The organism is Alteromonas sp. (genome assembly GCF_984505615.1).
On sequence record NZ_CFHOXV010000018.1, the window covers coordinates 17,193 to 39,890 of the forward strand.

Annotated in this window: 22 protein-coding genes; 7 read left to right on the forward strand and 15 right to left on the reverse strand. The window is 50.4% G+C overall.

Annotated features, from left to right (window positions below; translation table 11 throughout):
* Positions 1-34 precede the first annotated feature (34 nt).
* Entirely contained in the window at positions 35-697 is a 663-nt protein-coding gene (locus AC4PME_RS11495; RefSeq protein WP_491045979.1) for a glutathione S-transferase, read from the forward strand.
* A gap of 26 nt (positions 698-723) precedes the next feature.
* Here the strand turns inward: AC4PME_RS11495 and recQ are convergent, their stop codons facing one another.
* A complete protein-coding gene (recQ, locus tag AC4PME_RS11500) occupies positions 724-2,568 on the reverse strand; it encodes a DNA helicase RecQ (protein WP_491045978.1) in 1,845 nt (614 codons plus the stop codon).
* A 125-nt stretch (positions 2,569-2,693) separates the two neighbouring features.
* On the opposite strand from recQ, the gene AC4PME_RS11505 reads away from it, so the two are divergent.
* A complete protein-coding gene (locus AC4PME_RS11505) occupies positions 2,694-4,031 on the forward strand; it encodes a magnesium transporter (RefSeq protein WP_491045977.1) in 1,338 nt (445 codons plus the stop codon).
* A 113-nt stretch (positions 4,032-4,144) separates the two neighbouring features.
* On the forward strand, positions 4,145-5,071 hold the full coding sequence (gene rarD, locus AC4PME_RS11510) for an EamA family transporter RarD (RefSeq protein ID WP_491045999.1): 927 nt from the start codon (positions 4,145-4,147) through the stop codon (positions 5,069-5,071).
* Here rarD and AC4PME_RS11515 read toward each other — a convergent pair.
* Both AC4PME_RS11515 and uvrD read right to left on the reverse strand, forming a co-directional pair.
* Positions 5,047-6,291 carry a GGDEF domain-containing response regulator gene (locus tag AC4PME_RS11515; protein WP_491045976.1) on the reverse strand — a complete coding sequence of 415 codons (1,245 nt, stop codon included), beginning with the start codon at positions 6,289-6,291 and terminating at the stop codon, positions 5,047-5,049. The two genes, rarD and AC4PME_RS11515, sit on opposite strands and share 25 nt — an antisense overlap.
* Before the next feature lie 72 nt (positions 6,292-6,363).
* Positions 6,364-8,535, reverse strand: coding sequence for a DNA helicase II (uvrD, locus tag AC4PME_RS11520; RefSeq protein WP_491045975.1), 2,172 nt, complete (start codon positions 8,533-8,535; stop codon positions 6,364-6,366).
* 305 nt (positions 8,536-8,840) lie between these two features.
* On the opposite strand from uvrD, the gene AC4PME_RS11525 reads away from it, so the two are divergent.
* A complete protein-coding gene (locus AC4PME_RS11525; RefSeq protein ID WP_491045974.1) occupies positions 8,841-9,968 on the forward strand; it encodes a hypothetical protein in 1,128 nt (375 codons plus the stop codon).
* Between the two features lie 152 nt (positions 9,969-10,120).
* The gene (locus tag AC4PME_RS11530; RefSeq protein ID WP_474843632.1) at positions 10,121-11,092 is read left to right on the forward strand and encodes a YihY/virulence factor BrkB family protein; all 972 of its coding nucleotides are present in this window, start codon (positions 10,121-10,123) and stop codon (positions 11,090-11,092) included.
* Between the two features lie 70 nt (positions 11,093-11,162).
* Here AC4PME_RS11530 and AC4PME_RS11535 read toward each other — a convergent pair whose 3' ends face one another.
* Positions 11,163-11,354, reverse strand: coding sequence for a CsbD family protein (locus AC4PME_RS11535; RefSeq protein ID WP_119499797.1), 192 nt, complete (start codon positions 11,352-11,354; stop codon positions 11,163-11,165).
* Between the two features lie 472 nt (positions 11,355-11,826).
* On the opposite strand from AC4PME_RS11535, the gene cysE reads away from it, so the two are divergent.
* Positions 11,827-12,642 (forward strand): serine O-acetyltransferase, encoded by an 816-nt coding sequence (gene cysE / locus AC4PME_RS11540; RefSeq protein WP_303573561.1) that lies wholly within the window; start codon positions 11,827-11,829, stop codon positions 12,640-12,642.
* Between the two features lie 66 nt (positions 12,643-12,708).
* On the opposite strand, the gene AC4PME_RS11545 is transcribed toward cysE, so the two are convergent.
* From AC4PME_RS11545 to AC4PME_RS11580, 8 genes are read right to left on the reverse strand one after another with little or no spacing between them, the layout of a single operon-like run.
* Entirely contained in the window at positions 12,709-13,425 is a 717-nt protein-coding gene (locus AC4PME_RS11545) for an HAD-IA family hydrolase (protein WP_491045973.1), read from the reverse strand.
* 24 nt (positions 13,426-13,449) lie between these two features.
* Complete coding sequence (gene xerC / locus AC4PME_RS11550; protein ID WP_491045972.1) at positions 13,450-14,364, reverse strand: tyrosine recombinase XerC; 915 nt, start codon at positions 14,362-14,364, stop codon at positions 13,450-13,452.
* Positions 14,364-15,062, reverse strand: coding sequence for a DUF484 family protein (locus AC4PME_RS11555; RefSeq protein ID WP_119499801.1), 699 nt, complete (start codon positions 15,060-15,062; stop codon positions 14,364-14,366). Before AC4PME_RS11555 ends, xerC begins: the two co-directional genes overlap by 1 nt.
* A complete protein-coding gene (gene dapF / locus AC4PME_RS11560; RefSeq protein WP_119499802.1) occupies positions 15,059-15,889 on the reverse strand; it encodes a diaminopimelate epimerase in 831 nt (276 codons plus the stop codon). Before dapF ends, AC4PME_RS11555 begins: the two co-directional genes overlap by 4 nt.
* A 35-nt stretch (positions 15,890-15,924) precedes the next feature.
* Positions 15,925-17,175: a diaminopimelate decarboxylase gene (gene lysA, locus AC4PME_RS11565; RefSeq protein WP_491045971.1), complete on the reverse strand. Its 1,251-nt coding sequence runs from the start codon at positions 17,173-17,175 to the stop codon at positions 15,925-15,927.
* Positions 17,175-17,333 carry an LPS translocon maturation chaperone LptM gene (gene lptM / locus AC4PME_RS11570; RefSeq protein WP_119499804.1) on the reverse strand — a complete coding sequence of 53 codons (159 nt, stop codon included), beginning with the start codon at positions 17,331-17,333 and terminating at the stop codon, positions 17,175-17,177. The genes lysA and lptM overlap by 1 nt, the downstream gene beginning before the upstream one ends.
* 51 nt (positions 17,334-17,384) lie before the next feature.
* Positions 17,385-18,452: an MJ1255/VC2487 family glycosyltransferase gene (locus tag AC4PME_RS11575; RefSeq protein ID WP_491045970.1), complete on the reverse strand. Its 1,068-nt coding sequence runs from the start codon at positions 18,450-18,452 to the stop codon at positions 17,385-17,387.
* Position 18,453: 1 nt separating this feature from the next.
* Positions 18,454-18,957, reverse strand: coding sequence for a phosphatase PAP2 family protein (locus AC4PME_RS11580; RefSeq protein ID WP_442858437.1), 504 nt, complete (start codon positions 18,955-18,957; stop codon positions 18,454-18,456).
* Positions 18,958-19,267: 310 nt separating this feature from the next.
* Here AC4PME_RS11580 and rraA point away from each other — a divergent pair, with 310 nt between their 5' ends.
* Complete coding sequence (gene rraA / locus AC4PME_RS11585) at positions 19,268-19,753, forward strand: ribonuclease E activity regulator RraA (protein WP_119499806.1); 486 nt, start codon at positions 19,268-19,270, stop codon at positions 19,751-19,753.
* A 68-nt stretch (positions 19,754-19,821) separates the two neighbouring features.
* Here the strand turns inward: rraA and AC4PME_RS11590 are convergent, their stop codons facing one another.
* From AC4PME_RS11590 to mpl, 3 genes are read right to left on the reverse strand one after another with little or no spacing between them, the layout of a single operon-like run.
* Positions 19,822-20,628 (reverse strand): S1/P1 nuclease, encoded by an 807-nt coding sequence (locus AC4PME_RS11590; RefSeq protein WP_491045969.1) that lies wholly within the window; start codon positions 20,626-20,628, stop codon positions 19,822-19,824.
* A gap of 13 nt (positions 20,629-20,641) precedes the next feature.
* Entirely contained in the window at positions 20,642-21,265 is a 624-nt protein-coding gene (locus AC4PME_RS11595) for a flavin prenyltransferase UbiX (protein ID WP_119503262.1), read from the reverse strand.
* Between the two features lie 16 nt (positions 21,266-21,281).
* On the reverse strand, positions 21,282-22,646 hold the full coding sequence (gene mpl / locus AC4PME_RS11600) for a UDP-N-acetylmuramate:L-alanyl-gamma-D-glutamyl-meso-diaminopimelate ligase (RefSeq protein ID WP_119499808.1): 1,365 nt from the start codon (positions 22,644-22,646) through the stop codon (positions 21,282-21,284).
* Positions 22,647-22,698 lie beyond the last annotated feature (52 nt).

Consider the following 22,698-nt stretch of genomic DNA (forward strand, 5'->3'; position numbering starts at 1 on the left):
CACGGCAATCCCACTCAACAAGGAGTATTGAGACGTGTTAACGATTCATCATTTAAATAATTCGCGGTCGCAACGGTTACTCTGGTTACTGGAGGAACTGAATGTTGAGTACAAACTGGAGAAATACCAGCGGGATGCGAAGACGGGTCTTGCGCCGGTGGAGCTGAAGGCTGTTCATCCACTTGGCCGTTCACCGGTTCTGACCACTGAGAATGTGTCTCTGGCAGAGTCCGGTGCCATTGTTGAATACGTGGTGCGGCATTACGGAAATGGCGCATTTGCTGTGCCGGAGGAAGAAAGTAGCTACCAGCAATATCTGTTCTGGCTGCATTTTGCTGAGGGATCGCTGATGCCTCCCAGAGTGGCGATGCTAGTGTTCTCAAAAGCAAAACAGAAAGTACCGGCACTGTTAAGACCACTGGCGAAAAAAATCCTCGACGGCATTATGGACGCTTACTACAAGCCGAATCTTATCCAGAGTTTAAAATTCACGGAATCTCATCTGCAGAATCATGCCTGGTTCGCAGGTACGGAACTCACCGGCGCTGATGTGCAGATGCTGTTTCCGTTGGAAACACTGGTTGCCATGGGGCAGGCTGATAATTATCCGGCGATTAAGGCGTGGGTGAAAAAAATTCATGACCGGCCTGCCTATCAGCGGGCGCTGGAAAAAGGCGGTGAGTACGACTACGCCTGAGATTTCAGACGTAACGGTGTGCCGGCTCAGTCGTTCAGAGTACTTTCCAGATAGTCATTTATCATCTGCAGGAACGCTTCACCATAGCGTTCCAGTTTGGTTTTACCCACGCCGCTGATATCCAGGAAATCGTTAACCGTAGTCGGGGTTTTCGCCGCCATATCTGCCAGCGTTGCATCACTGAAAATAACGTAAGGCGGTACGCTGTGCTCTTCAGCCAGTGATTTACGCAAATGCTTAAGGCGCTTGAACAGTGCCTTATCGTAAACAGCGGGCGCTTTACTTACCCGTGCGTCAGGTTTAAAGCTGAGCCTCGGCACTGCCAGTTCAAGAGGGACTTCCCCTTTAAGTACAGAACGGGCATTCTCGTTTAGTCTGAGCATGGCACCGGCGGTTAAATCGACTCTCACCAGACCTTTATGGATTAATTGGTTAATCATACTGTGCCAGTATCCGTCAGGCTTTTCTTTACCAATGCCATAGGTGCTGAGCTGGTGGTGGCCGGCTTCCTGAATGCGCTTCAGTGCCTTGCCCCGTATCACGTCGATAACATACTGCGAACCGGCCTGCTGATTCAGGCGTAAAATACAGGACAGGATTTTCTGGGCGATAACCAGCCCGTCAATCAGCTTCGGCGGGTCAATGCATATATCGCAGTTGCCACAGGCGGTATCACTGTACTGAGAAAAGTAATTCAGCAGCACCTGACGGCGACAGGTTTGCGCTTCGGCAAATGCTTCCATTGACGCAAACTTTTGAATCTCCACATCCAGCCGGTCCGTTGCTTCTCCCTGCTCAATCCACTGGCGTACCCTGGCGGCATCCTTTTCATCGAACAACAACATGGCTTCAGACTCCAGTCCGTCACGTCCGGCGCGGCCTGTTTCCTGATAGTAATTTTCGATACTTCGCGGTACATCATGGTGTACCACGTACCGCACGTTAGATTTGTTAATGCCCATGCCGAAGGCCACAGTGGCAATGACTATGTCCACCTGATCATTCAGGAAACGGCGCTGAACATATTCCCGCTCGTCTGCATCTTTACCGGCATGATAGGCGGCACAGCTGATGCCTTCACGGTGTAGTTTTGCATGAAGGTCGTCCACTTTCGCGCGGCTGTTGCAGTAAATAATACCGCTGCCATCCTGCTGTTTTACGTAATCACGAACCTGGTCAAAGGCTTTATATTTGGGCATGACACGGTAGCGGATATTCGGCCGGTCGAAGCTGCCTTTGTACACAAACGGATCCTGCAGATTGAGCTGCACCAGAATATCGGCTTGTGTAGCTGCATCTGCCGTGGCGGTTAATCCGATTACCGGAATAGAAGGAAAGCGTTGTTTCAGCAGACCGAGAGCTCGGTAATCCTGTCTGAAGTCATGACCCCAGTGAGACACGCAGTGCGCTTCATCCACGGCAAACAGTGAAACCGTTTGCGACTGCAGAAAAGACATCAGCCAGGGAGTGAGCAATTTTTCCGGCGAGACGTATAACAGTTGCAACGTGCACCCGGTAATGCGGCTGAGTACTGATTGCTGCTGTTCCTGATCCTGTGTGGAGTTAATGTACGCAGCACTCACCCCGGCTTCCCGCAGTTGTTCGACCTGATCCTGCATCAGTGAAATCAACGGAGAAACTACTACCGCAACCCCTTCTCTAACAAGCGCAGGGATTTGGTAACAAAGGGATTTGCCGCCGCCTGTAGGTAATAACACCAGAGCATCCCGGCCATCAACCACCGCATTGATAACGGCTTCCTGGCCGTCTCTGAATTTGTTGTAGCCGAATACCTTCGACAGCACTTCAAGCGGTGTCGCAGTATCGCTTTCCGGCAATTTTTCAGGGGTGGGGGATTCGATAATCGTCATTGCCGGGGGATTTTACGTGTTTTCGCGCAAGTGTTCACGGCATTTGCAGTACAGTTTGCTATATGTTGTTGTGTTAGCGGAAAAAAAAGCTAACATCAGCAGCATCGAATGTGAAGGAGAGTAATATGGCTGAACCGTTACCCGATCTGATTGAAGAACTCGTATCAGAGGCGCAAAACGACGATCCCGCTGCCGTATTAACCACACTGGCCAGTGAAGACGATGTTTCCGTTGCAACAGTCCTCGAATCGTTACCGGTAGAGCACCGGATTGCCACCTGGGAAGGCTTGCCCCGGGACAGAAAAATCGACGTGCTGGTAGAGATGCGTAGCGATCCGCGGGAAATCCTCATCGACGCCACGCCTGACAGTGAATGGTCACTGATGTTTGCCGACATCGAAGCCGAATCACTGCTGGAACTGATGGATTCACTGCCGTCACGGTTGATTGATCTCGCGTTTAAAGCACTGGATACCCAGCAACAGGCATTCTTCCGTGAAGCGACACAGTTCAGTGATGATGAAATCGGTCACTGGCTCTCCCACGAACAATTGGTATTGCCTATCAACGCAAAAGTGCGTGATGCATTGCGACTCATCCGCCGTAATGTGCCGGGGCATTGTGACACCCTTTTTCTGACCAACCGCTCCGGTCAGTTTTCAGCAGCGGTAAAGCTAACCAAAGTGTTCGGCGCGCCGGAGCATGTGCCTCTGGTGGAATTGACGGTTGAGAATATGCCTGTACTAAAGGGGACCGACGATACCACTGCGGCTTCTTTGCAATTACAACGTTCGGGCTTTGCATCATTACCGGTGGTGGATGACAGCAATAAGTTACTGGGACGTCTGGATGTTACGTCTGCCAGTGAGCTGGTGAATGAAAATTACGAACGTCAGGTGATGGCATCTGCCGGTATGGATGAAGACGAGGATTTATTCTCGCCTGTCGCAAAGAGTGCCCGCAACCGTGCACTCTGGTTGGGTATCAACCTGCTCACAGCGTTTCTGGCGTCCTGGTTTATCGGTATGTTTGAAGGCACGTTACAACAGGTTGTGGCACTGGCGGTGCTGATGCCGGTGGTTGCCAGTATGGGTGGTATTGCCGGCAGCCAGACGCTCACACTGATTGTCCGTGGTCTGGCACTGGGGCAGGTCACCAAAGCTAACTTCCGTGCCCTGATGATGAAAGAACTTAAAGTTGGCGGTCTGAACGGCGTGATCTGGGCCATCATCATTGGCATAGTGGCGTCCTTCTGGTTCTCAAATGCGGCGCTGGGCGTGGTGATTTGTCTGGCAATTCTGGTGAACATCGTGTCAGCAGCACTGGCCGGTGTCTTTCTGCCTGTGTTGCTGGAAAAGCTGAATATCGACCCTGCGCTCAGCGGCTCGGTAATCCTCACCACCGTGACCGATATTGTCGGATTTGTTGCCTTTCTTGGCCTGGGTACTCTGTTTCTGCTCTAGCGCCGGCAGACCATCACAAGTGGCCGGCATTTTACCGGTACAGACTTGCTTCAGTTTGTACCGGCAGGAGACAATGTCACTTTCTCTTCTAACAAGGAACGTCATTGAACGACTTGCAAAGCCTTGCAGCATCCCGCGTTACCCGTACCGGTGTAATTTGTGCCATCGCAGCCTACATTATGTGGGGCGTAGCGCCGGTTTACTTTAAACAGCTTCAGGTTCTGCCGGCCATGGATGTGCTGATGCACAGAATTATCTGGTCTGCGGTCATTCTGCTGGTGTTAGTGCTGGCACTGAAGCAGGGGCCAAAGGTGATGGCAGCATTGCGCAGTCGCAAAGTGATGCGGGTGCTGTTTTTTGCGGGTTTACTACTGGGAGCAAACTGGCTGCTTTTTATCTGGGCGATTAACAATGACCATTTGCTTGATGCCAGTCTGGGTTACTATATCAATCCGCTGATCAATGTGTTCTTCGGCCGTTTGTTCCTGGGTGAAGTGTTGCGTCCGGCGCAGAAAGTGGCGGTTGGTCTGGCTGCAACCGGCGTCACTATTCTTATTGTGACTTATGGTCAACTTCCCTGGATTGCGCTGGTGCTGGCGATGACTTTCAGTGTGTATGGTTTGCTGAGAAAGAAAGTGGCGGTGGACTCATTGCCCGGACTCTTCATTGAAACAACCCTGTTGTTACCTTTCGCGCTGATTTACTGGGTAGGGTTTGCCAGTGAACACAGCAATATGTTGCATAATGACTGGCAACTTAATGCACTGCTGTTTGCGGCGGGTATTGTAACCACTGCGCCATTGCTGTGCTTTACTGCCGCAGCCCGCCGTATCATGTATTCCACGCTGGGGTTCTTCCAGTATATCGGACCGTCAATCATGTTTATGCTGGCGCTGTTTGTTTACGGCGAGCCCTTTGATATGACCAAAATGGTGACATTTGTTTTTGTGTGGCTGGCTTTGGTGGTATTCAGTACCGATTCGTTACGGGCCTACCGTCAGCAGCGGAAAAAGCTTCAGATTGCGCGGGAGCAAACCTGATTACGACCCTGAGATTTGGCGGTGTAAAGCAGTTTGTCTGCATCGCCGAGCAGGGTTTCAAGGTTGTCATCAAAAGCACTGATTAAGCCGATACTGGCTGTCACACTAAGCAACTTATCTTTGTAGAGTACTGGGGTTTCTGCAACTACGGCGCGGAAATTTTCCATCCGCCTGAGGGCATCTTCAGGCGCCATATCCGGCAGATAAATACAGAACTCTTCACCGCCGAATCGTGCTGCCGGTACATCGTTAAACAGCGAGCTGATTAACTCTGCCACCGTTTTCAGCACGGCATCACCGGCATCGTGGCCGTAGGTGTCATTAATGCGTTTGAAATGGTCAAGGTCTACAAGGGCCAGTGACTGGCGTTCCACATGCTGGCGGTAGCGGGTGGCTACCGTGTAGAAAAAGTGACGGCGGTTCGGCAGGCCTGTCAGATAGTCAGAATTGGCGACCCGGCGGATGGTTTCCACGCTTTCCAGCAATTCAAGGTTTTGCATCACCCTGCACAGAAACTCTTCGTGACAGAAGGGGCTGCGCAGAAAGTCATTGGCACCGCTTTTGAGGAATGTTGCCGGCAAAATACCGGATTTTCCTGACGCAATGCCGATAATCGCCATTTCTTCTTTAGCATATGCGCGGCGTAATTCCGCAATGTACTGGACGCCCTGGTCATCATCAATCGTATAGTCGATGAGCATCAATTGAATGTAGGGGTGTTCAGCAAGGTGCTCCTGCGCCTGCGCTTGTCCGCTGGCTGAGTAAACCAGGAAGTTATGTCGGCGGAGCAGGGAAACCATGGCCTGACGACTGCTGCGCTTGTCGTCCACCACCAGTACACCCACACTTTTGTTTTTATCGAGTCTGGCCAGAAGGCGGCTCAGATAGTCATAGATCTGATGATTTTCCTTTACCAGATAATCCACAATTTCTCTGCTGAGTATCGCTTTGCGGGTATCGTCGCTGGCGCTGTCGGTAACGACAATGGTGGGCACAAAAGCATTGATGGTGAAATCAATGGCTTCTCCGTGAGGCGCATCAGGCAGCGCATAGGCTACGACGGCACAAAGATACTCTTCAGGCATAGACGCAGAAAAGCGCATCTGTGCTTCGCTGAGAGAATTTGCCCCTTCGGGAATTAAACCGGCTTTTTTCACCAGTTTGGACACGAGCTGCAAGCTTTTCTGGCTATTTTCAATGACCAGTACTTTTCTTTGCATATCGTGCCTCAGTTGAATGAAATCGCTTCTTTAGCGGTTAATTAAATAATATCGGCTGACCGCAGGTGAAATTTAGAGTGGCTGCAATTTAGCATAGGCCAGTACCAGCCATTTGCTGCCGAACTCGTCGAAATTCACCTGCACTCTGGCGTGATCGCCGGAACCTTCATAGTTGAGCACAACGCCCTCACCGAATTTGCGGTGCATGACACGCTGACCCAACTGAAACCCGGTTTGTTCAAAACTTTCGTGGGACGTCGCCCGTGAAAAGCGGTTATGAACAGGGCGGGATACCGTGGATTTTAACCGTACTTCTTCCACGCATTCCGACGGAATTTCGCGGATAAACCGCGACGCCGTATGATACTTGTCCTGACCATAAAGCCTGCGGCTTTCCGCATAGGTAATAAAGAGCTTTTTCATGGCCCGTGTCATACCCACGTAGGCCAGACGGCGTTCCTCTTCCATTCGGCCTGGCTCATCATTGGTCATCTGGCTGGGGAACATGCCTTCTTCAACACCGGCCATAAAGACCAGCGGAAACTCCAGGCCTTTGGCGGTGTGAATGGTCATCATCTGAACCGCATCCTGGTCGGTGTCAGCCTGTGTTTCACCGGCTTCCAGTGAGGCATGAGCCAGAAATGCACTCAGCGGCGTCATTTCATCGGCTTCTTCCGGCACGATAAACTGCTTACAAGCGGTGACCAGTTCCTCAAGGTTTTCCAGGCGTGCCTGAGCTTTCTCACCTTTTTCAGCCTGGTACATGGCATACAGGCCGGAATGTTTGATAGCTTTGTCGGCCTGTTCTTCCAGTGGTAAATCTGCCATTGCCTGTTCAAGATCGGTTATCAGTACAATAAAACTCTGCAAGGCGTTAGCTGCACGGCCTTTCAGGGAACCGTCGGTAAGTAACAAATTGCTGGCCTGCCACAACGAGCTGTTGTGCGCTCTGGCCGTCTCACGAATGGCTGACAGGGTTTTCTCACCCATGCCGCGGCTGGGTGTATTAACTACCCGCTCGTAGGCAGCGTCATCATGAGGGTGGTTAACCATGCGCAGATAACCCAGCGCATCTTTAATTTCCTGGCGTTCGAAGAATCGCAGACCACCGTAAATCCGGTAAGCCAGTCCTTCATGCAACAGCGCTTCTTCCAGTACACGGGACTGAGCATTATTGCGGTATAGAATGGCACTTTCACTGAGGGCATTACCCTGCTGCAGCCAGCTCTTAATTTGCGACACAATAAAGCGGGCTTCATCCAGTTCGTTGAAACCGGCATAGACAGATACCAGTTCACCGTCAGCACCGTCAGTCCAGAGCTCTTTGCCGAGCCGGTCGGTGTTGTTGTCGATCACCGCGTTTGCGGCTTTCAGAATTGTGCTGGTGGAGCGGTAATTCTGTTCAAGACGGATGGTTTCCGGCTTCGGGAAGTCCTTCAGAAACTTATGTATATTATCGACATTTGCACCACGCCAGCCATAAATTGACTGATCGTCGTCGCCCACAATCATGATGGTGTTTTCGCCGGTGCTGCACAGCATGCGCAGCCAGGCGTACTGAATGTTATTGGTGTCCTGGAATTCGTCGACCAGTACCGCGCGGAAACGTTTTTGGTAGTGAGCCAGAATCTCGGGATTACGGGCCCACAACTCATGTGCCCGCAAAAGCAGTTCGGCAAAATCAACCAGCCCGGAGCGGTCACAGGACTCCTGGTAGGCCGCATAAATATCGCGCATCTTCTGCTGGGTATGATCGTTATGGGTATCGATGTGCTGAGGTCTTAAGCCTTCATCTTTATTGCCATTGATGTACCACTGTACCTGTCTTGGCGGCCAGTGCTTCTCATCCAGATTCAGCGCTTTCAGAATACGGCGGATCAACCTGTACTGGTCGTCGGAATCCAGTATTTGGAAATTTTCCGGCAAGCCGGCTTCGGCGTGATGTGCTCTGAGTAGACGATGCGCCAGACCGTGGAAGGTACCCATCCACATGGTGTGCATGCTGCGCTTCATCAGATGTTCAATCCGGCCGCGCATTTCCTTGGCTGCTTTATTTGTAAAGGTTACCGCCAGAATTGAAAAAGGCGCGATGTTCTCTACTTCCATCAGCCAGGCGATGCGGTGAACCAGTACCCGTGTTTTACCACTACCGGCGCCTGCAAGCACCAGCATGTTCGACTGAGGGGCAGCAACGGCTTCGCGTTGTTTGTCATTTAGGTCGTCGAGAAGTAAAGATACATCCATCGGGCAGATCACCAGCGTAATTAATTTCAGACCGGCAGATTATGCCAGAGCAGGCTGTGAATTTATACAGTAAGGCAAAGGGAATCATTATTCTACCGTGCCATGTGACTGATGTTAAAAAGAAGTCTCAAAATTAGACTAAAGGCTAAGTATGTGGAAAATATACACTTTGTTAAAGTTTACCTGTACAGTGCTATTCACACAGGAAATAGTATTCACGGTGTCGGGTGCGTAGCGTAAATAAAGCGGCTATACGCAAAGGGTAAGTAACCTTGCTCCGCCGCGCCGTAAATGACGGGATAGTCATGGATTACAACGTAGATAACGAAACCATTGATTTCGATAAACTGATTATTGAAATTTATGACGCTGCACTAACCCGTAAATGGGGCAGGGTGCTGGCGCAGTGCAACAAAGTGTTTCTGGCCAACAAAACATTTCTTGTTCTGCGCGATGTGATCAACGACAGAGAAGTTGCCTGGCGTATGAAGACCGCCGGTGAGGGTTGCCCGTCCTTTCCCCCAGAAGTGGATTTATCTTCACTTTCCGCCCTTAAACCTTTTTTCTTCCGGCTCCATGAAGGGGATATCTTTGATACCTGTTCACCCGCATTTCGAAGTTCAGAACATTTTACTGCGATTGCAGGGAAAGTACTGACTCCGCTGGATGCAGAAAAAACACTGGCAGCACTGGTGTTGCGGGACGAACGCTATGAAGCATATCTCGGTGTTTGCCGCTCTGAGCAGGATGACGATTTTTCAAAATACGAAGAAGTTGCTTTCAAACGTTTAGTGCCGCACTTTGTCCGTGCAGCCCGCTTCTTCCGTGATGAAGAAATATTTCGCCAACAAAGACAACTGGCGCAGGGTGTTTACGAGCACATTAAAACGGCGTTTGTAGTTTGCGACAGCCAGTTAAGGGTGCAGGCCTGTAACAGTCAGGCAGAGCAGTACCTGAATTCAGGTAAAGCCGTTGCACTCAACAAAAGACGTCTTGTTTTTGCCATGCAGCACCAGCACACCCGCTTTTGCGACAAAGTTCAGGCTTGCCTCTCCGGAGCTGAGAAGGACGAGGTGGTGCACGTTGTTGATGATAACGTGGACGTGATTGAAATCTTCCATATTCACCGGCTTGCCTCTCAGGCAGAAGAGGAGCGGCGTGAGCCGTTAGCCGTTGTAAATATTGTGTCCAGAGGAAAGCCGGACTGGCAGAACATTCAGTCTTGCTATGCGCTGAACAAGCGGGAAGTATTGATTGCGCGCATGTTGTATAAGTGCGCTTCCTACCGGGATATTGCAGCGGCTGCGGGACTGACCACCGGTGACGTGGAAATTCAGGTACAACGTCTGATAAAAGCCATGGGCGTTAAAAATGAAGAAACCCTTATTGATAAGCTGGCCATGTTCTCCGGTACTGCACCGAAGTTCGCTTAATCTGTCTGCCTGTTCTTAAATTTGTTGTCACTGTACTTGCAGTAAGAGGAGTAACCGGTTTCGCCTTGCATGGTGTTTTCAGGGGCCGGTTTGCACCATCTGCTGTGAAGTACGTATGAAATGCATATCTTCGACTCCGGAGCGTGCGAGCAGTGCAACTTTTCAAATCCCGCGAGGCATCTTCCACCGATGCCACATCCCTGACAGATTTTTCTTTGCTGGCGTGGTGGCAAATCCTTAAACGCACTTACAGCAAACAAAATGCACATAATTTATCGCTGGTCGCCGCCGGAGTGGCTTTCTATTTCCTGCTCGCCGTATTCCCGCTGCTTACTGCCGTTATCTCTCTGTATGGTTTGCTGGTCACACCGGAACAGTTGCAAAGCCATATGGCACACCTGGTGGACGTGGTGCCTGCTGACAGCCGTTACATTGTTGAGGAGCAACTGACCAAACTTACCGGAAATTCTGACTTTGCGCTCAGTTGGGGGGTCTCTCTGAGCTTGTTGCTGACAATCTGGAGCAGTAGTAAGGGCGCGAACGCGCTGATCACGGCATGCAACATTACCTACAACGAACCTCACGGCAGGATGTTTCTGAAAGGTTTGCTGGCGCGGCTGGTACTGACCATTGGTATTATCGCCTTCGTGATCGCCGCATTACTGTGTATTTCTGTGTTGCCCGAATGGATAAGCTACTTAGCCGGTTCTGTACTCAACGAAAAGGCGGCAACCTGGCTCACCTGGCCTGTACTTATATTCCTGTTTAATGTCGCTCTGGCAGCACTATACCGGTACGGACCCCACCGGAGACCGGCAAAGTGGCGCTGGGTAACCGTAGGCTCGGCGTTTGCTTCGCTGGTGTGGGTAATTGCGTCCTTTGCGTTTTCTGTTTATCTGAACGAATTTGCTTCGTATAACAAAACCTACGGTTCGCTGGGAGGGATTGTTATCCTGCTGATGTGGTTCTATCTGAGTGCTTACATCATCTTGCTCGGCGCGGAACTCAATTCAGCTACCGAATACCAGACCGATAAAGACAGCACTGCCGGCGAGGAAAAGCCTAAAGGAGAGCGGGGGGCTTACGTGGCTGACCATTCACCTTCCGATAGTCAGACGAAGTGATCAGCACGCGAACAAAAATATGGAGCGCATTAAGCGCTCCATGTGAGATATTCAAAAGGGATGATTGCTACTAGTTGAAGTAACGGTCCACTTCTTTTTCAGCTTCATCGCGGCTTTTGCCGTAAGCTTTCTGAATTTTGCCTACCAGTTCTTCACGGCGGCCATCAATTTTATCCACATCATCGTCGGTGAGTTTTCCCCACTGTTGCTGAACTTTACCTTTTAACTCTTTCCAGTTACCTTCGATACGATCGCTGTTCATATCTTTCTCCTGTTTCAAGATTTAATGATGTTACAAAATTCTGTCAGGACCGGTTTAACAGGTCCGGGCATGGTCTGTCTGACGCACTGTGCAATCAACTCATTGCGAAGTCTTACGCCGGCAGTTACCCATACACAATCAACTCTTATTCCAGTTTTCTGCTACTGAGAATAAGTCTCTGAATTACGGTTGTTATTTTATATTCCTTTTCGCTATAGCCGGAGAGGGCGGGCAGGCGTAGGATGTAGAACTTTCACGGTGCCGGCCAGTGATTTCACGGTCTGCGGTGATATTGAAATTTTGTAATGTGCGATCGGTTTGCCGGTGATGTGAGTAGACATTTATGTCGTTGAACGATAATCCTCACCGGTTGATAACATGGTGCTTGATCTGTGACGTTCAGCCCTTATCTTTCAGGCTTATTTCGGGGCCTTTAAGCTTTCACGCACTTACGCCAAAACCAGGAACACCTATGCAAGTATCAACAAGAAACGCCGGCTTCTGGCTTACGCTTAAAAGCGAAGCGCAGCACATTGCTGACAACGAACCTTTGCTGGCGAGTTATATACATGCATGTATTCTGACCCATCATAATTTTGAGTCTTCACTGAGCTTTATTCTGGCGAATAAAATGGCTGACGATGTGATGCCGGCCATTGCTATCCGTGAAGTGTTTGATGAAGCCTACCTGCTTGACCCCTCCATTACGGAAGCGGCCATTGAAGACATCAAAGCTGTGTTTAACCGTGATGCAGCGGTGAAAGACTACTTAACGCCTTTGTTGTATTTTAAGGGTTTTCACGCTGTGCAAACTCACCGTATGGCACATTACCTGTGGCAGCGGGGCCGTCATCAGCTGGCATTGTTTTTACAAAGCCGGAATTCAGAAACATTCGGCGTCGACATTCATCCCGCTGCAAAGATTGGTAAAGGGGTGATGTTTGATCACGCTACCGGCATTGTGGTGGGTGAAACCGCAGTGGTGGAAGACAATGTCAGTATTTTGCAGAGTGTAACGCTGGGCGGGACGGGTAATGAATCCGGCGACCGTCATCCGAAAGTGCGCCAGGGCGTGCTGGTAGGTGCCGGTGCAAAAATTCTTGGCAACATTGAAATTGGTGAAGGGTCAAAAGTGGGAGCAGGCAGTGTGGTGCTGAACGATGTGCCGCCTCATGTGACTGTGGTCGGTGTGCCCGCTAAAGTTGTGGGTAAACCAGCCTGCCAGCGCCCCTGCGATTCCATGCGCCAGAATTTCCTCGAAGACAGCGAAGCTGCAACCGGTAAATAGTTTACCTGCCCGGTGCACAGCAGTGTCGTCCTGAAGTCGTCTGCTGTGCTTTAACGGCGTTTACTGTCAGGTAAACGCCAGCAATTCATCCAGTGACGATAATTCCACATGAGGAAGCAATGTAGCTGCTTCACGGTTCAGGAGCATGTCGCGGTTTACTGCAATCCATGCCGCCTGATATCCCGCTTTCACTGCACCCATAACGTCTTTTTCCAGATTATCACCCACGTGTAAAATCTGGCCCGGCGCTAACGACAGCATCGCCGCCGCTTCATCGAACATATGAGCGGACGGCTTGGCCGGACGGGTTACACTGGCGTGCAACACCACATTAAAGTACGCTGACAGTCCGGTTTTATGCGGGTCAACATTGCCATTGGTTATCGCTATCAGCGGCATTTTCTCTGCCAGTTGAGCCAGTACGCTGTGAACGCTGTCATCCAGCGTGAAATCGCTGCGGGCATCATAAAAGCAGTCAAAACACGCTTTCGCGGCTGCCTCCAGTGCTTCAGGATCCTGAATATCCTGTTCCAGCGCCTGCCTGAGTGTATGCATACGCAACTGACCCATATCTGAAGCCAGCGCGGGCTGTGCCTTGATCAGACCCCGCTTTATATCTGTCCATTCCTGCGGCGAAAGCTTTGCCGTTTGCGGATATTCCGCAGCAATATAATGCTTAAGGGTTGCTTCTGCCCGTTTGATAATGGGGTCATTGTTATAAAGTGTATCGTCCAGATCGAAAGTCATGGCTTTCACTGGTGCTAAAGGCCGGTAAAATCGCATGGGACCTCAGTGTTAATTAATAAGTTATTTCTTCCTGGCGCGGGGGTGCGCGTTATCGTATACCTTCGCCAGGTGCTGGAAATCCAGATGCGTATAGACCTGCGTGGTTGATAAGTTCTCATGACCAAGCAGTTCCTGAACTGCCCGCAGATCACCGCTTGATTCTAATACGTGCGTGGCAAAGGAATGGCGCAGTTTATGAGGATGCACAGTCTGATTCATATTCTGAGACTGAGCTAACTGATTGAGACGGTTTGCCACCTGACGGTTTGAGATCCTCGTCCCCCGTTTGCTCACAAATACGGCCGGCTCATAGGGCGATGCATACTGCCCCCGTACTTTTAACCAGGCATTCAGGGCTTTGGTTGCCGTGCGTCCAAGTGGCAGGATACGCTGCTTATTCCCCTTACCGGTGACTTTAAGCGTGCCGTCGCCCTGACAATCAGCAAGGCGCAGGCCGGTCAGTTCATTCAGGCGTAACCCGCATCCGTAGAGTAGTTCGGCCATTGCCATATCGCGGCATTCTATGCCTTCATCCTGTGGCGAAGACAGTAGTTGTTGCATGTCATCCACACTGATTTGCTTTGGCAGAGGCTTACCCTGTTTCGGCGCCTGAATACCCTCTACGGGGTTGCTGAACAGTTGTTCGTTACGCATCAGGTAATGACAGAATGTTCGCAGGGCAGAAAGCTGTAACGCGATGGAGCGGGCGTGCTTGCCCTGTCGTTTGGCGATGGCCATGACCCGCTTAACATCTGAAGGGGTCAGTCCTGACCAGTCTTCAAGGGCCAGTTCAGTGGCAATGGCGGTAAGCTGGCGGCGATAATTGGAAACGGTATGCTCTGATAATCCCCGCTCGATATCGAGATGCAAAAGAAATTTGTCGAGCCATTGCTGGCATGCATCACTGAGGCGAGGTTCGGGCGCCGCAGGTTGCATTAATATCCCAGCATGCCCGGCATGGTAATGTTCAGCACTTCCTGCAACTGTTTCAGCAGCAGAGTATCCATATCCGGAGTAAAGTGGGAGGCATCGTCAGAGCCTACAGCCAGAATACCCATATCGTGATTGTCACCCAGTAAAATCAGTGCGACAGATTCAGCGGTTTCTTCACCGAAGATCACTTGTCTTTCGTGCTGGCTTAAACGGCCGAAGAAGAAGGTGCTGTCTTTAAAGCGTTTTTCGATGATGAGTCTGCGTTGCAGCTCCTGCATGGCATGAGGGCCTTTAAACAGTTGCAACACTACTGAGTGAAGATTAAGACGTTCCTGCAGAACAGATTCCAGTTTGTACTGGATTTCCGATACAGATTTACAGCGTAACAGTTCGACATTCAGATCCGTATAAACGCGGTAAATTTTCTCGTTTTGTTTGGCCACGCCGATGAGCTGGTTGAGTTTATAATTTAGCTGACGTACCTTCTTGCGAAGCTGTTCGCTCTGGCGTTCAACTAAAGATACAGCCCCTTTTTCCTCATGAGGAATCACCAACCGTTCAAGAATGTCCGGATTATTGGCGAAAAAGTCGGGATGCTTTAATAAAAAAGCACGCACTTCTTCTGCTGTCAGTCCGAACGCTTCGTCGTAATTGGGTTCCAGTGTTACCGGTCTTTTACTTTGACCTGAAGCATCACTCATAGATTAATCTGTCCGTCGTAAATGTGCTCAGCGGGCCCGGTCATCTTGAGTGCCGAGTCCTCGCCCTGCCAGCGAATACGTAAACTGCCGCCGGGTAAATCTACCCTGACTTCCTTATCCAATTTTCCCTGAACCTGTCCGACCGCTACAGCGGCACATGCGCCGCTGCCGCACGCCAGGGTTTCCCCTGCGCCACGTTCGAATACCCTGAGCTTCACATGGTCTTTCGACAGTATTTGCATAAAGCCAACGTTCACCCCTTCCGGAAAACGTTCGTGACGTTCCAGTAACGGGCCAACTTCATGCACACCGGCGGTATCGACATCGTCGACTTCCATTACACAATGGGGGTTACCCATGGAAACTGCGCCTAAAAATACTGTGCGTTCCTCAACACGGAAAATGTAGGTCTTTTCCTGTTTATTGGCGACCAGAGGTACTCTGGCTGGTTCAAAGTCAGGTACACCCATGTTCACGGTGACCTGTCCGTCTTTTTCCAGGTACAACACCATTTTTCCTGCCTTGGTGCTGACCTTAATTTTATTGCGGTTGATTAACCCTTTCATTTTGACGAAACGGGCAAAACAACGGGCTCCGTTTCCACACTGAGAAACTTCCGAGCCGTCTGCATTGAAGATGCGGTAATGAAAATCCTGTTCAGGATCATAGGGAGGTTCTACCAGCAACAGCTGGTCAAAGCCAATACCAAAGTGCCGATCAGCGAGTTGCTGAATCTTCTCCTTTGAAAAGAAAACGTTCTGGGTAACGTTATCGATGACAACGAAGTCGTTGCCCAGCCCGTGCATTTTGGAAAATTGAACTTGCATTAAGCGCACATCTTTCTTATTTGTATTTCTCTAGTTTACGTAAGTTTGCACTCACCTTTCCAGAGATCTTTTTGATTTTCTCGTTCACGCACCACAATTACCTGGTCACCATCCACCATAATTTCCGGCGGGCGGCAGCGGCTGTTGTAGTTCGAGGCCATAACAAAACCATAGGCGCCGGCGCTGCGAACCGCCAGTAAGTCTCCCGGTTTTATTGCCAGTTCACGGTCTTTACCGATGAAATCACCGGTTTCACAAATCGGTCCCACCACATCGTAAATACGTGGTGTGGCATCGGTTTCCTGCTCAACACGTACGATGTTTTGCCAGGCTGAATATAACGACGGGCGGATTAAATCATTCATCGCAGCGTCAACGATGGCGAAGTGTTTTTCATCGCCTTCTTTCACGAATTCAACTTCAGTGATCATAATGCCGGCATTCGCAGCAATAGCGCGGCCGGGTTCCATGATCATCTTTAAATTTTCGCGGCCAGCCATCTTTTCTACCATGGCGGCGGCGTATTCTTTCGGATGAGGCGGTGTTTCGTTATTGTAAGTCACGCCCAGGCCACCACCCACGTCAAGGTGGGAAATGGTAATACCTTTAGCGGCAAGCTCATCAATGAGCTTTAATAATCTTTCAAGGGCATCAACAAACGGCTCAATAGAGGTCAGCTGAGAACCAATGTGGCAGTCCATGCCCTTTACTTCAAGGTTTGACAGACTGGCGGCCAGTTCGTAAGTCGCAACGGCACGTTCGCGGGGAATACCAAATTTATTCGCTTTCAGTCCCGTGGAGATATACGGGTGAGTTTTAGCGTCCACATCCGGATTAATACGCAATGAAATGGGAGCTTTTACGCCCATTTCTGCGGCAACGCTGTTAATGCGCTCCAGTTCCGGCTCAGACTCAACGTTGAAACACAGAATGCCTTTCTCCAGCGCATAACGAATTTCTTCAGGCTTTTTGCCTACACCGGAAAATACCACTTTCTTTGCATCACCACCGGCTTCCAGTACCCGTGCCAGTTCCCCGCCGGATACGATGTCAAAGCCTGAACCTAATTTTGCCAGGACGCTCAGCACGCCTAAGTTTGAATTGGCTTTTACGGCGTAACAAATCAGGTGAGGGTGTCCGCCCAGTGCCTGGTCAAATGCATGCCAGTGACGCTCAAGGGTGGCGCGGGAATAAATATACGCAGGTGTACCGTGTGCTTTAGCGATGTTAGATACTGCTACATCTTCAGCAAACAGTTGCCCGTTTTGAAAAGCGAAAAAATCCATTACTGAGTGTCTCCGGATTGGTCGGCGGGTGTTCCGGCTGGAGTTTGCTGGTTGTCCTGAGACTCTTCTGGAAGATAGAGTGCCCCGCGATAGCCGCATGCTGACAGACCACTAATGAATATCAGCAGCACGATTAAAAAGAAGGGTTTTCTGCGCACAACGAACCCGCATAGAAAGACTAAAATTGCTGCTATGATGGCACTGCGGTGTTAAATTGCAAGCGTCAATAAACGCTCTTTCGTTTTATCGCCATATTCCACTTGTTCCCACAGAGCATCGCACAGAGAACGGGTGTCACTGAGGTCACCCTGTTTCAGCCAGTTGATCAGCAGTGACGGGTCCTGAGGAAACTGAATGGCCTCATTTTCCGGTGCATCCAGCCACTCTTCCACAGTGTCAGTGTCGAGCTGAAAAAGGGAATGACATAGTCCCATTTTATCTAACGTGAGTACGTTCGATAATTGTTCAAACTGGCCGTGTAACGGCTTAATCAACAGCTTTTTGCCCAGATGTAATGCTTCACTGGACAGCTCAAAGCCGCCGTTGGCAATCACACCATTACAATGCTGTAAGTGATGCTGAAAGCCTGCCTTGGAAGGGGGATTCCAACTGATATGGCCACTTTCGTAATGGCCCTTGATTGACGGGTGGTAGCACACAAATTGCTGGTCGGTTAACGGCTCCAGCATCAGGCGGATGTCATCCACGTGTTCAAAAGGCAGATAAACCAGAACATGACTCTTTGACGGTGAGGCCAGACGCTCATCTGCGACAAACGGCGGTACGATGGGCTGGTTAAAGTGAAACCAGTGTACGCCCAGCTGTACCTGCGTGGGAGCAAAGTATTTCAGGATGAGCTTATTGATTATACCGTCGCCGGCTTTCGGGACGGTATAAGTGAAACATGCCTGATGGCTGATAGAGATAGACGGTAATCCCGCACGTTTTGCTGCCCAGGCGGTGACCGGTTCAAAGTCGTTGATCAGGAGATCATAGCCGGTGACATCAAAGTTACGCACATCCTGCCAGAACTGACCGGGGCGGTTTGCTTTGAGTGTTGCAATGCGGTCTACCTGACCGTGACTGGTAATAAAAGTAAGACCACGGAAGGTGCGGTACGGACCAAATACTTCCATGTCGAAGTACTTGTCTTCATCCCGTCCGGAAAATACAAAATCAACGGTAAAGTCGTCGCGCTGTGCAAAAGCTGCCGCCATGATGCGTGCGCGGGCAATATGACCGTTGCCGGTCCCCTGCACGCCATAAAGAATTCTCATACTACCCCAGTATCATTAAGCTCGCAGAAGCAATGGTTAAGCCCAGAAGTGCACCGGCTATCACGTCGGTAGGGTAGTGCACACCAAGCAAAATACGGGACAGGCCAATCAGCGCTGCCCAACTGTAAGCCAGAATGGCAAAAGGCGGATAAAAATGCGCTACGATGCTGGCCATCAGCCAGGCTGCGGCGGTGTGCCCGGATGGCAGACTGAATTTATCTGACGGCGTAACGTGGGCCGTGAAGTTATTCAATAAATCGCAGGGGCGGGGACGCTTGAACATACGTTTCAGCACTACATATACCGGCAGTTCGAGTCCGTAGGCCATCAGTGCGGTATACAGGAACAGCTCGCCGTGTTCAGGCTCGAAAGCCCACAGCAGCATACCGATGATGAAGTACAGATAGCCGTCTCCGGTTTTTGACAACCAGATAACGCCGGTACAGTTACGCTTTTGTGTGAGTCGGTAAAGCCAAAAAAACAAATCAGTATCAGCTTTGGTCAAGGATTTCCGGTTCAGCACGGCCCTGGCCTCATTACAATTGATTACAATATAAGCTAATCAGCATGTGTGAATCTGCCGTGACAAAAAAAAGAAACCTTTATGACAGGCCGCAGAGATTTACCGAAATAAGCGGAAGCGAGGTATTTTTATTATGGTAATTAGTGCTATGCTAACAACAGTTCTGACAACGCATCTTCTCTTTCCAATCAATCACCTTAGTAAACTTCCATGCCGTTTTAAAAACGGGGGCTGTGAGGGTATTGGCGGAATCGCGGGTCAGTGTTTCTTTTCCGGTAATTAAGGCACAGTGATGGACTATAACACTTCTGAATTATGCGATTTATTTGCAGACAGCGTAGATGTGGTCGACCCCATGTTTGTCAGTTATGGCGGACGTTATTCGTTTGGTGGTGAAGTCACAACCATTAAGTGTTTTGAAGATCGCGGGTTGATAGACCGCGTACTGGCGCAGCCCGGTGCAGGAAAAGTCTTGCTAATTGATGGTGGCGGTTCTACCCGCCGTGCATTACTTGATGCCGCTTCAGCCCAGCTTGCAATCGATAACGACTGGGAAGGCATTGTTTGTTACGGCAGTGTCCGTGAAGTGGATACTCTGGCAGATTTAGACATTGGTATTCTGGCAGTGGCGTCTATCCCGGTGAACGCGGAAACGGAAAGTACCGGTGAGGTGGATGTGCCGGTTAATTTCGGCGGTGTAACCTTCCTGCCGGAAGATCATCTGTATGCCGACAGCACAGGCGTTATATTATCGCCGGAGCCGCTGGATTTAGACTAAGCCTGCGGGCTTCACAGAGTTTTCAAAAGAAACCTTCCCGGTTTGGCCGGGAAGGTTTTTTTATGGACTTATTTCGTGTTTGCAAACACGTTGTTCAGGTACGCGGCAATGCGGACACCGGCCTGCTGCAAACGGGTTTTTGCTACGGGCAGAAAGTCGTACACATAGTCATAAGACATGTCGTTGGCGTCTTCAGGATAAATAGTATCGCGGATTTCCGTGCTTTCCTTTATCCACACGTTGGCATCAAGCGCCTGCCAGTCTTTCAGGTTCTTCGTGGTGATTTTCTTATCCAGCCAGTCTGTCCACTCCGTGTAGGACAACTGCTTTGAGTCCAGCATTTTTGAGTCCCACACGGTATGCAGGTTGCTGTCTTGCCAGAAGAAGCGTACCTTGACCGAGTTGCCGCCTCTGTCAGTCCCGTTACCGGCGTGCAAAGGCTGATGGAGATCGCCAATGATATGCACAATAAAGCGCAGTGCGACCTGACGATCTTCTCTGCTGGCTTTGGTGTCTTTCAGTACCGTGGTGAAATGCTGAAGTGCCGTGTACGCATCTCCCTGTTCGGGCGCTCCTACTTCATGATATTCATGACCTTCCGGCACAGTGACATAGTGCCAGGGGGGCGAAGTTTTACGCCAGAATTCACTGGGGTCTGAACGCATTTCGTCAGGATACGTAGACGCTTCAGCCAGTGATTCATTTGGCAGAAGCTTAACAATGGCCGCTTTGGCAGCGGGAGTCAGATGTTTTTCTGCAATTGCGCCGGTAACACGGTGACCGGTTTGTCCCCAGCCAAAGGCGGGCAGGCTCGTCATCATGGTCGATGCCAGGCAGAAAGAAAGTGCAATAGTCCGTTTAGCAAACGCCTGCATGAAAGTTCCTCTTTTATTTGTCGTTATGGTGTTGATAGCCCCAGCGCATCATTAATGTCTGATCGACGCCCAGGTGATCCAGAATTCTGGCTACCACGAAGTCGACCAGGTCGCTGATTTGTTTTGGATTATGATAGAAGCCGGGCGAAGCGGGCATGATTGTCGCACCGGTTTGTGACAGTTTTAACATATTTTCCAGATGGATAGACGAAAGCGGCATCTCACGGGTAACAAGAATAAGTTGTCCCCGTTCTTTTAACACCACGTCGGCAGCACGTTCGATAAGGTTGTCGCTGGCCCCTGTTGCTATAGCTGACAATGTGCCGGTTGAACACGGGCACACCACCATCTGTTTAGGTGCTGCAGAACCCGATGCCACAGGTGAAAACCATTCTTCCTTGCCACACACACGGATCTGGTTTTCACGGGCTCCGAAGCGTTCACTGAAAAATGCACTGGCGGCATCCGGCTTCGACGGGATTTTCACTTCTTCTTCGGTAGCAAAAACAACTTTCGCGGCTGACGAAATCAGCACAAAAATGTCGTAATCGGCTTTGACCAGTATTTCCAGCAGGCGCATGGCATACGGTGCACCGGACGCACCGGTAATCGCCAGAGTGATGGTTTTATTTGTCATAGCGTTTTCTGCTTCCTCAGGAATGTGTGACGTCAGCACTGGCCAGTGCATCCAGCAGTCGTTGGTGAATGCCTTCAAAACCACCGTTGCTCATCACCAGTACATGGTCGCCCGGCCGGCTGATGGATTTCACCTGCTGGACAATACTCTCTACGTCATGATAGCAGTAAGCCGGTGTGTCACTGTGTTTGGCGGTCTCTGCCAGTGACCATTTCATCCCGGCAGGCTCAAACAGCAGCACTTCGTCAGCCTGTTGCCAGCTGTTGCCCAGCGTATGTTCGTGTACGCCCATTTTCATGGTGTTCGAACGGGGTTCCAGAATTGCGATAATGCGGGCTTTACCCACTTTGTTCCGTAAACCCTGAATGGTGGTAGTGATGGCCGTGGGGTGATGGGCAAAGTCATCGTATACCGTAATTTCATTCACGGTACCTTTGGTTTCCATACGGCGCTTCACGTTTTTAAATGTGGCGAGGGCTTCGATAGCCTGCGCTGTTGCCACTCCGGCATGGTGCGCTGCTGCAATAGCCATCAGGGCGTTATTCACGTTATGCTGGCCCACCAGAGACCAGTTAACAGTACCTGCTTTTTCTCCACGGAAAAGTACCTCAAAAGCACTGCCATCAGGAGTCAGCAGATTGGCTTCCCAGTCTTTTCCGGTAAATTGTTGTTCTGACCAGCAGCCTTTTTCCAGTGTGGCCTTCAGCGGTTTGTCTTTTTGTGGTGACAGGATCAGACCATTTTCCGGCACCATACGAACTAAGTGATGGAACTGGGTTTGAATGGCTGCAAGATCAGGGAAAATATCCGCATGATCGAACTCAAGGTTGTTCAGGATCAGCGTACGCGGACGGTAGTGAACAAACTTAGAGCGTTTATCGAAAAAGGCACTGTCGTATTCGTCCGCTTCGATGACAAAGAATGGACTTTCGCCAATGCGTGCCGACACGCCGAAGTTTTCCGGAATACCACCAATCAGAAAACCGGGCGCCAGGCCTGCATGTTCAAGGATCCACGCTACCATGCTGGAGGTGGTGGTTTTACCATGGGTGCCGGCGATTCCAATCACCCACCGGGAGGTAAGCAGGTTGTCTAACAGCCATTGAGGACCGCTGGTATAGGGAAGATTGCGGTTTAAAACATACTCAACAGCAGGATTGCCCCGGGACATGGCATTGCCGATGATAACCATATCCGGTGCCGGTTCGAACTGAGCGGGGTCATAGCCCTCTGTTAACTCAATGCCCAGCGCTTCCAGCTGAGTGCTCATTGGCGGATAAACATTACGGTCGGAACCGGTCACCTTGTGGCCTAGCGATTTGGCGATTGCGGCAATACCACCCATAAAGCTGCCGCAAATGCCGAGAATGTGAACGTGCATAAGAATCCTGTGTACGATTAAGGTGGCTACTTTAGCAGAACTCCCGGTGTGC

Coding starts and splice junctions, on each gene's coding strand:
- recQ (WP_491045978.1), bottom strand. CDS start 2,568: ATGACGATTATCGAATCCCCCACCCCTGAAAAATTGCCGGAAAGCGAT.
- AC4PME_RS11505 (WP_491045977.1), top strand. CDS start 2,694: ATGGCTGAACCGTTACCCGATCTGATTGAAGAACTCGTATCAGAGGCG.
- AC4PME_RS11515 (WP_491045976.1), bottom strand. CDS start 6,291: ATGCAAAGAAAAGTACTGGTCATTGAAAATAGCCAGAAAAGCTTGCAG.
- uvrD (WP_491045975.1), bottom strand. CDS start 8,535: ATGGATGTATCTTTACTTCTCGACGACCTAAATGACAAACAACGCGAA.
- AC4PME_RS11525 (WP_491045974.1), top strand. CDS start 8,841: ATGGATTACAACGTAGATAACGAAACCATTGATTTCGATAAACTGATT.
- AC4PME_RS11535 (WP_119499797.1), bottom strand. CDS start 11,354: ATGAACAGCGATCGTATCGAAGGTAACTGGAAAGAGTTAAAAGGTAAA.
- cysE (WP_303573561.1), top strand. CDS start 11,827: ATGCAAGTATCAACAAGAAACGCCGGCTTCTGGCTTACGCTTAAAAGC.
- AC4PME_RS11545 (WP_491045973.1), bottom strand. CDS start 13,425: ATGCGATTTTACCGGCCTTTAGCACCAGTGAAAGCCATGACTTTCGAT.
- xerC (WP_491045972.1), bottom strand. CDS start 14,364: ATGCAACCTGCGGCGCCCGAACCTCGCCTCAGTGATGCATGCCAGCAA.
- AC4PME_RS11555 (WP_119499801.1), bottom strand. CDS start 15,062: ATGAGTGATGCTTCAGGTCAAAGTAAAAGACCGGTAACACTGGAACCC.
- dapF (WP_119499802.1), bottom strand. CDS start 15,889: ATGCAAGTTCAATTTTCCAAAATGCACGGGCTGGGCAACGACTTCGTT.
- lysA (WP_491045971.1), bottom strand. CDS start 17,175: ATGGATTTTTTCGCTTTTCAAAACGGGCAACTGTTTGCTGAAGATGTA.
- AC4PME_RS11575 (WP_491045970.1), bottom strand. CDS start 18,452: ATGAGAATTCTTTATGGCGTGCAGGGGACCGGCAACGGTCATATTGCC.
- rraA (WP_119499806.1), top strand. CDS start 19,268: ATGGACTATAACACTTCTGAATTATGCGATTTATTTGCAGACAGCGTA.
- AC4PME_RS11590 (WP_491045969.1), bottom strand. CDS start 20,628: ATGCAGGCGTTTGCTAAACGGACTATTGCACTTTCTTTCTGCCTGGCA.
- AC4PME_RS11595 (WP_119503262.1), bottom strand. CDS start 21,265: ATGACAAATAAAACCATCACTCTGGCGATTACCGGTGCGTCCGGTGCA.
- mpl (WP_119499808.1), bottom strand. CDS start 22,646: ATGCACGTTCACATTCTCGGCATTTGCGGCAGCTTTATGGGTGGTATT.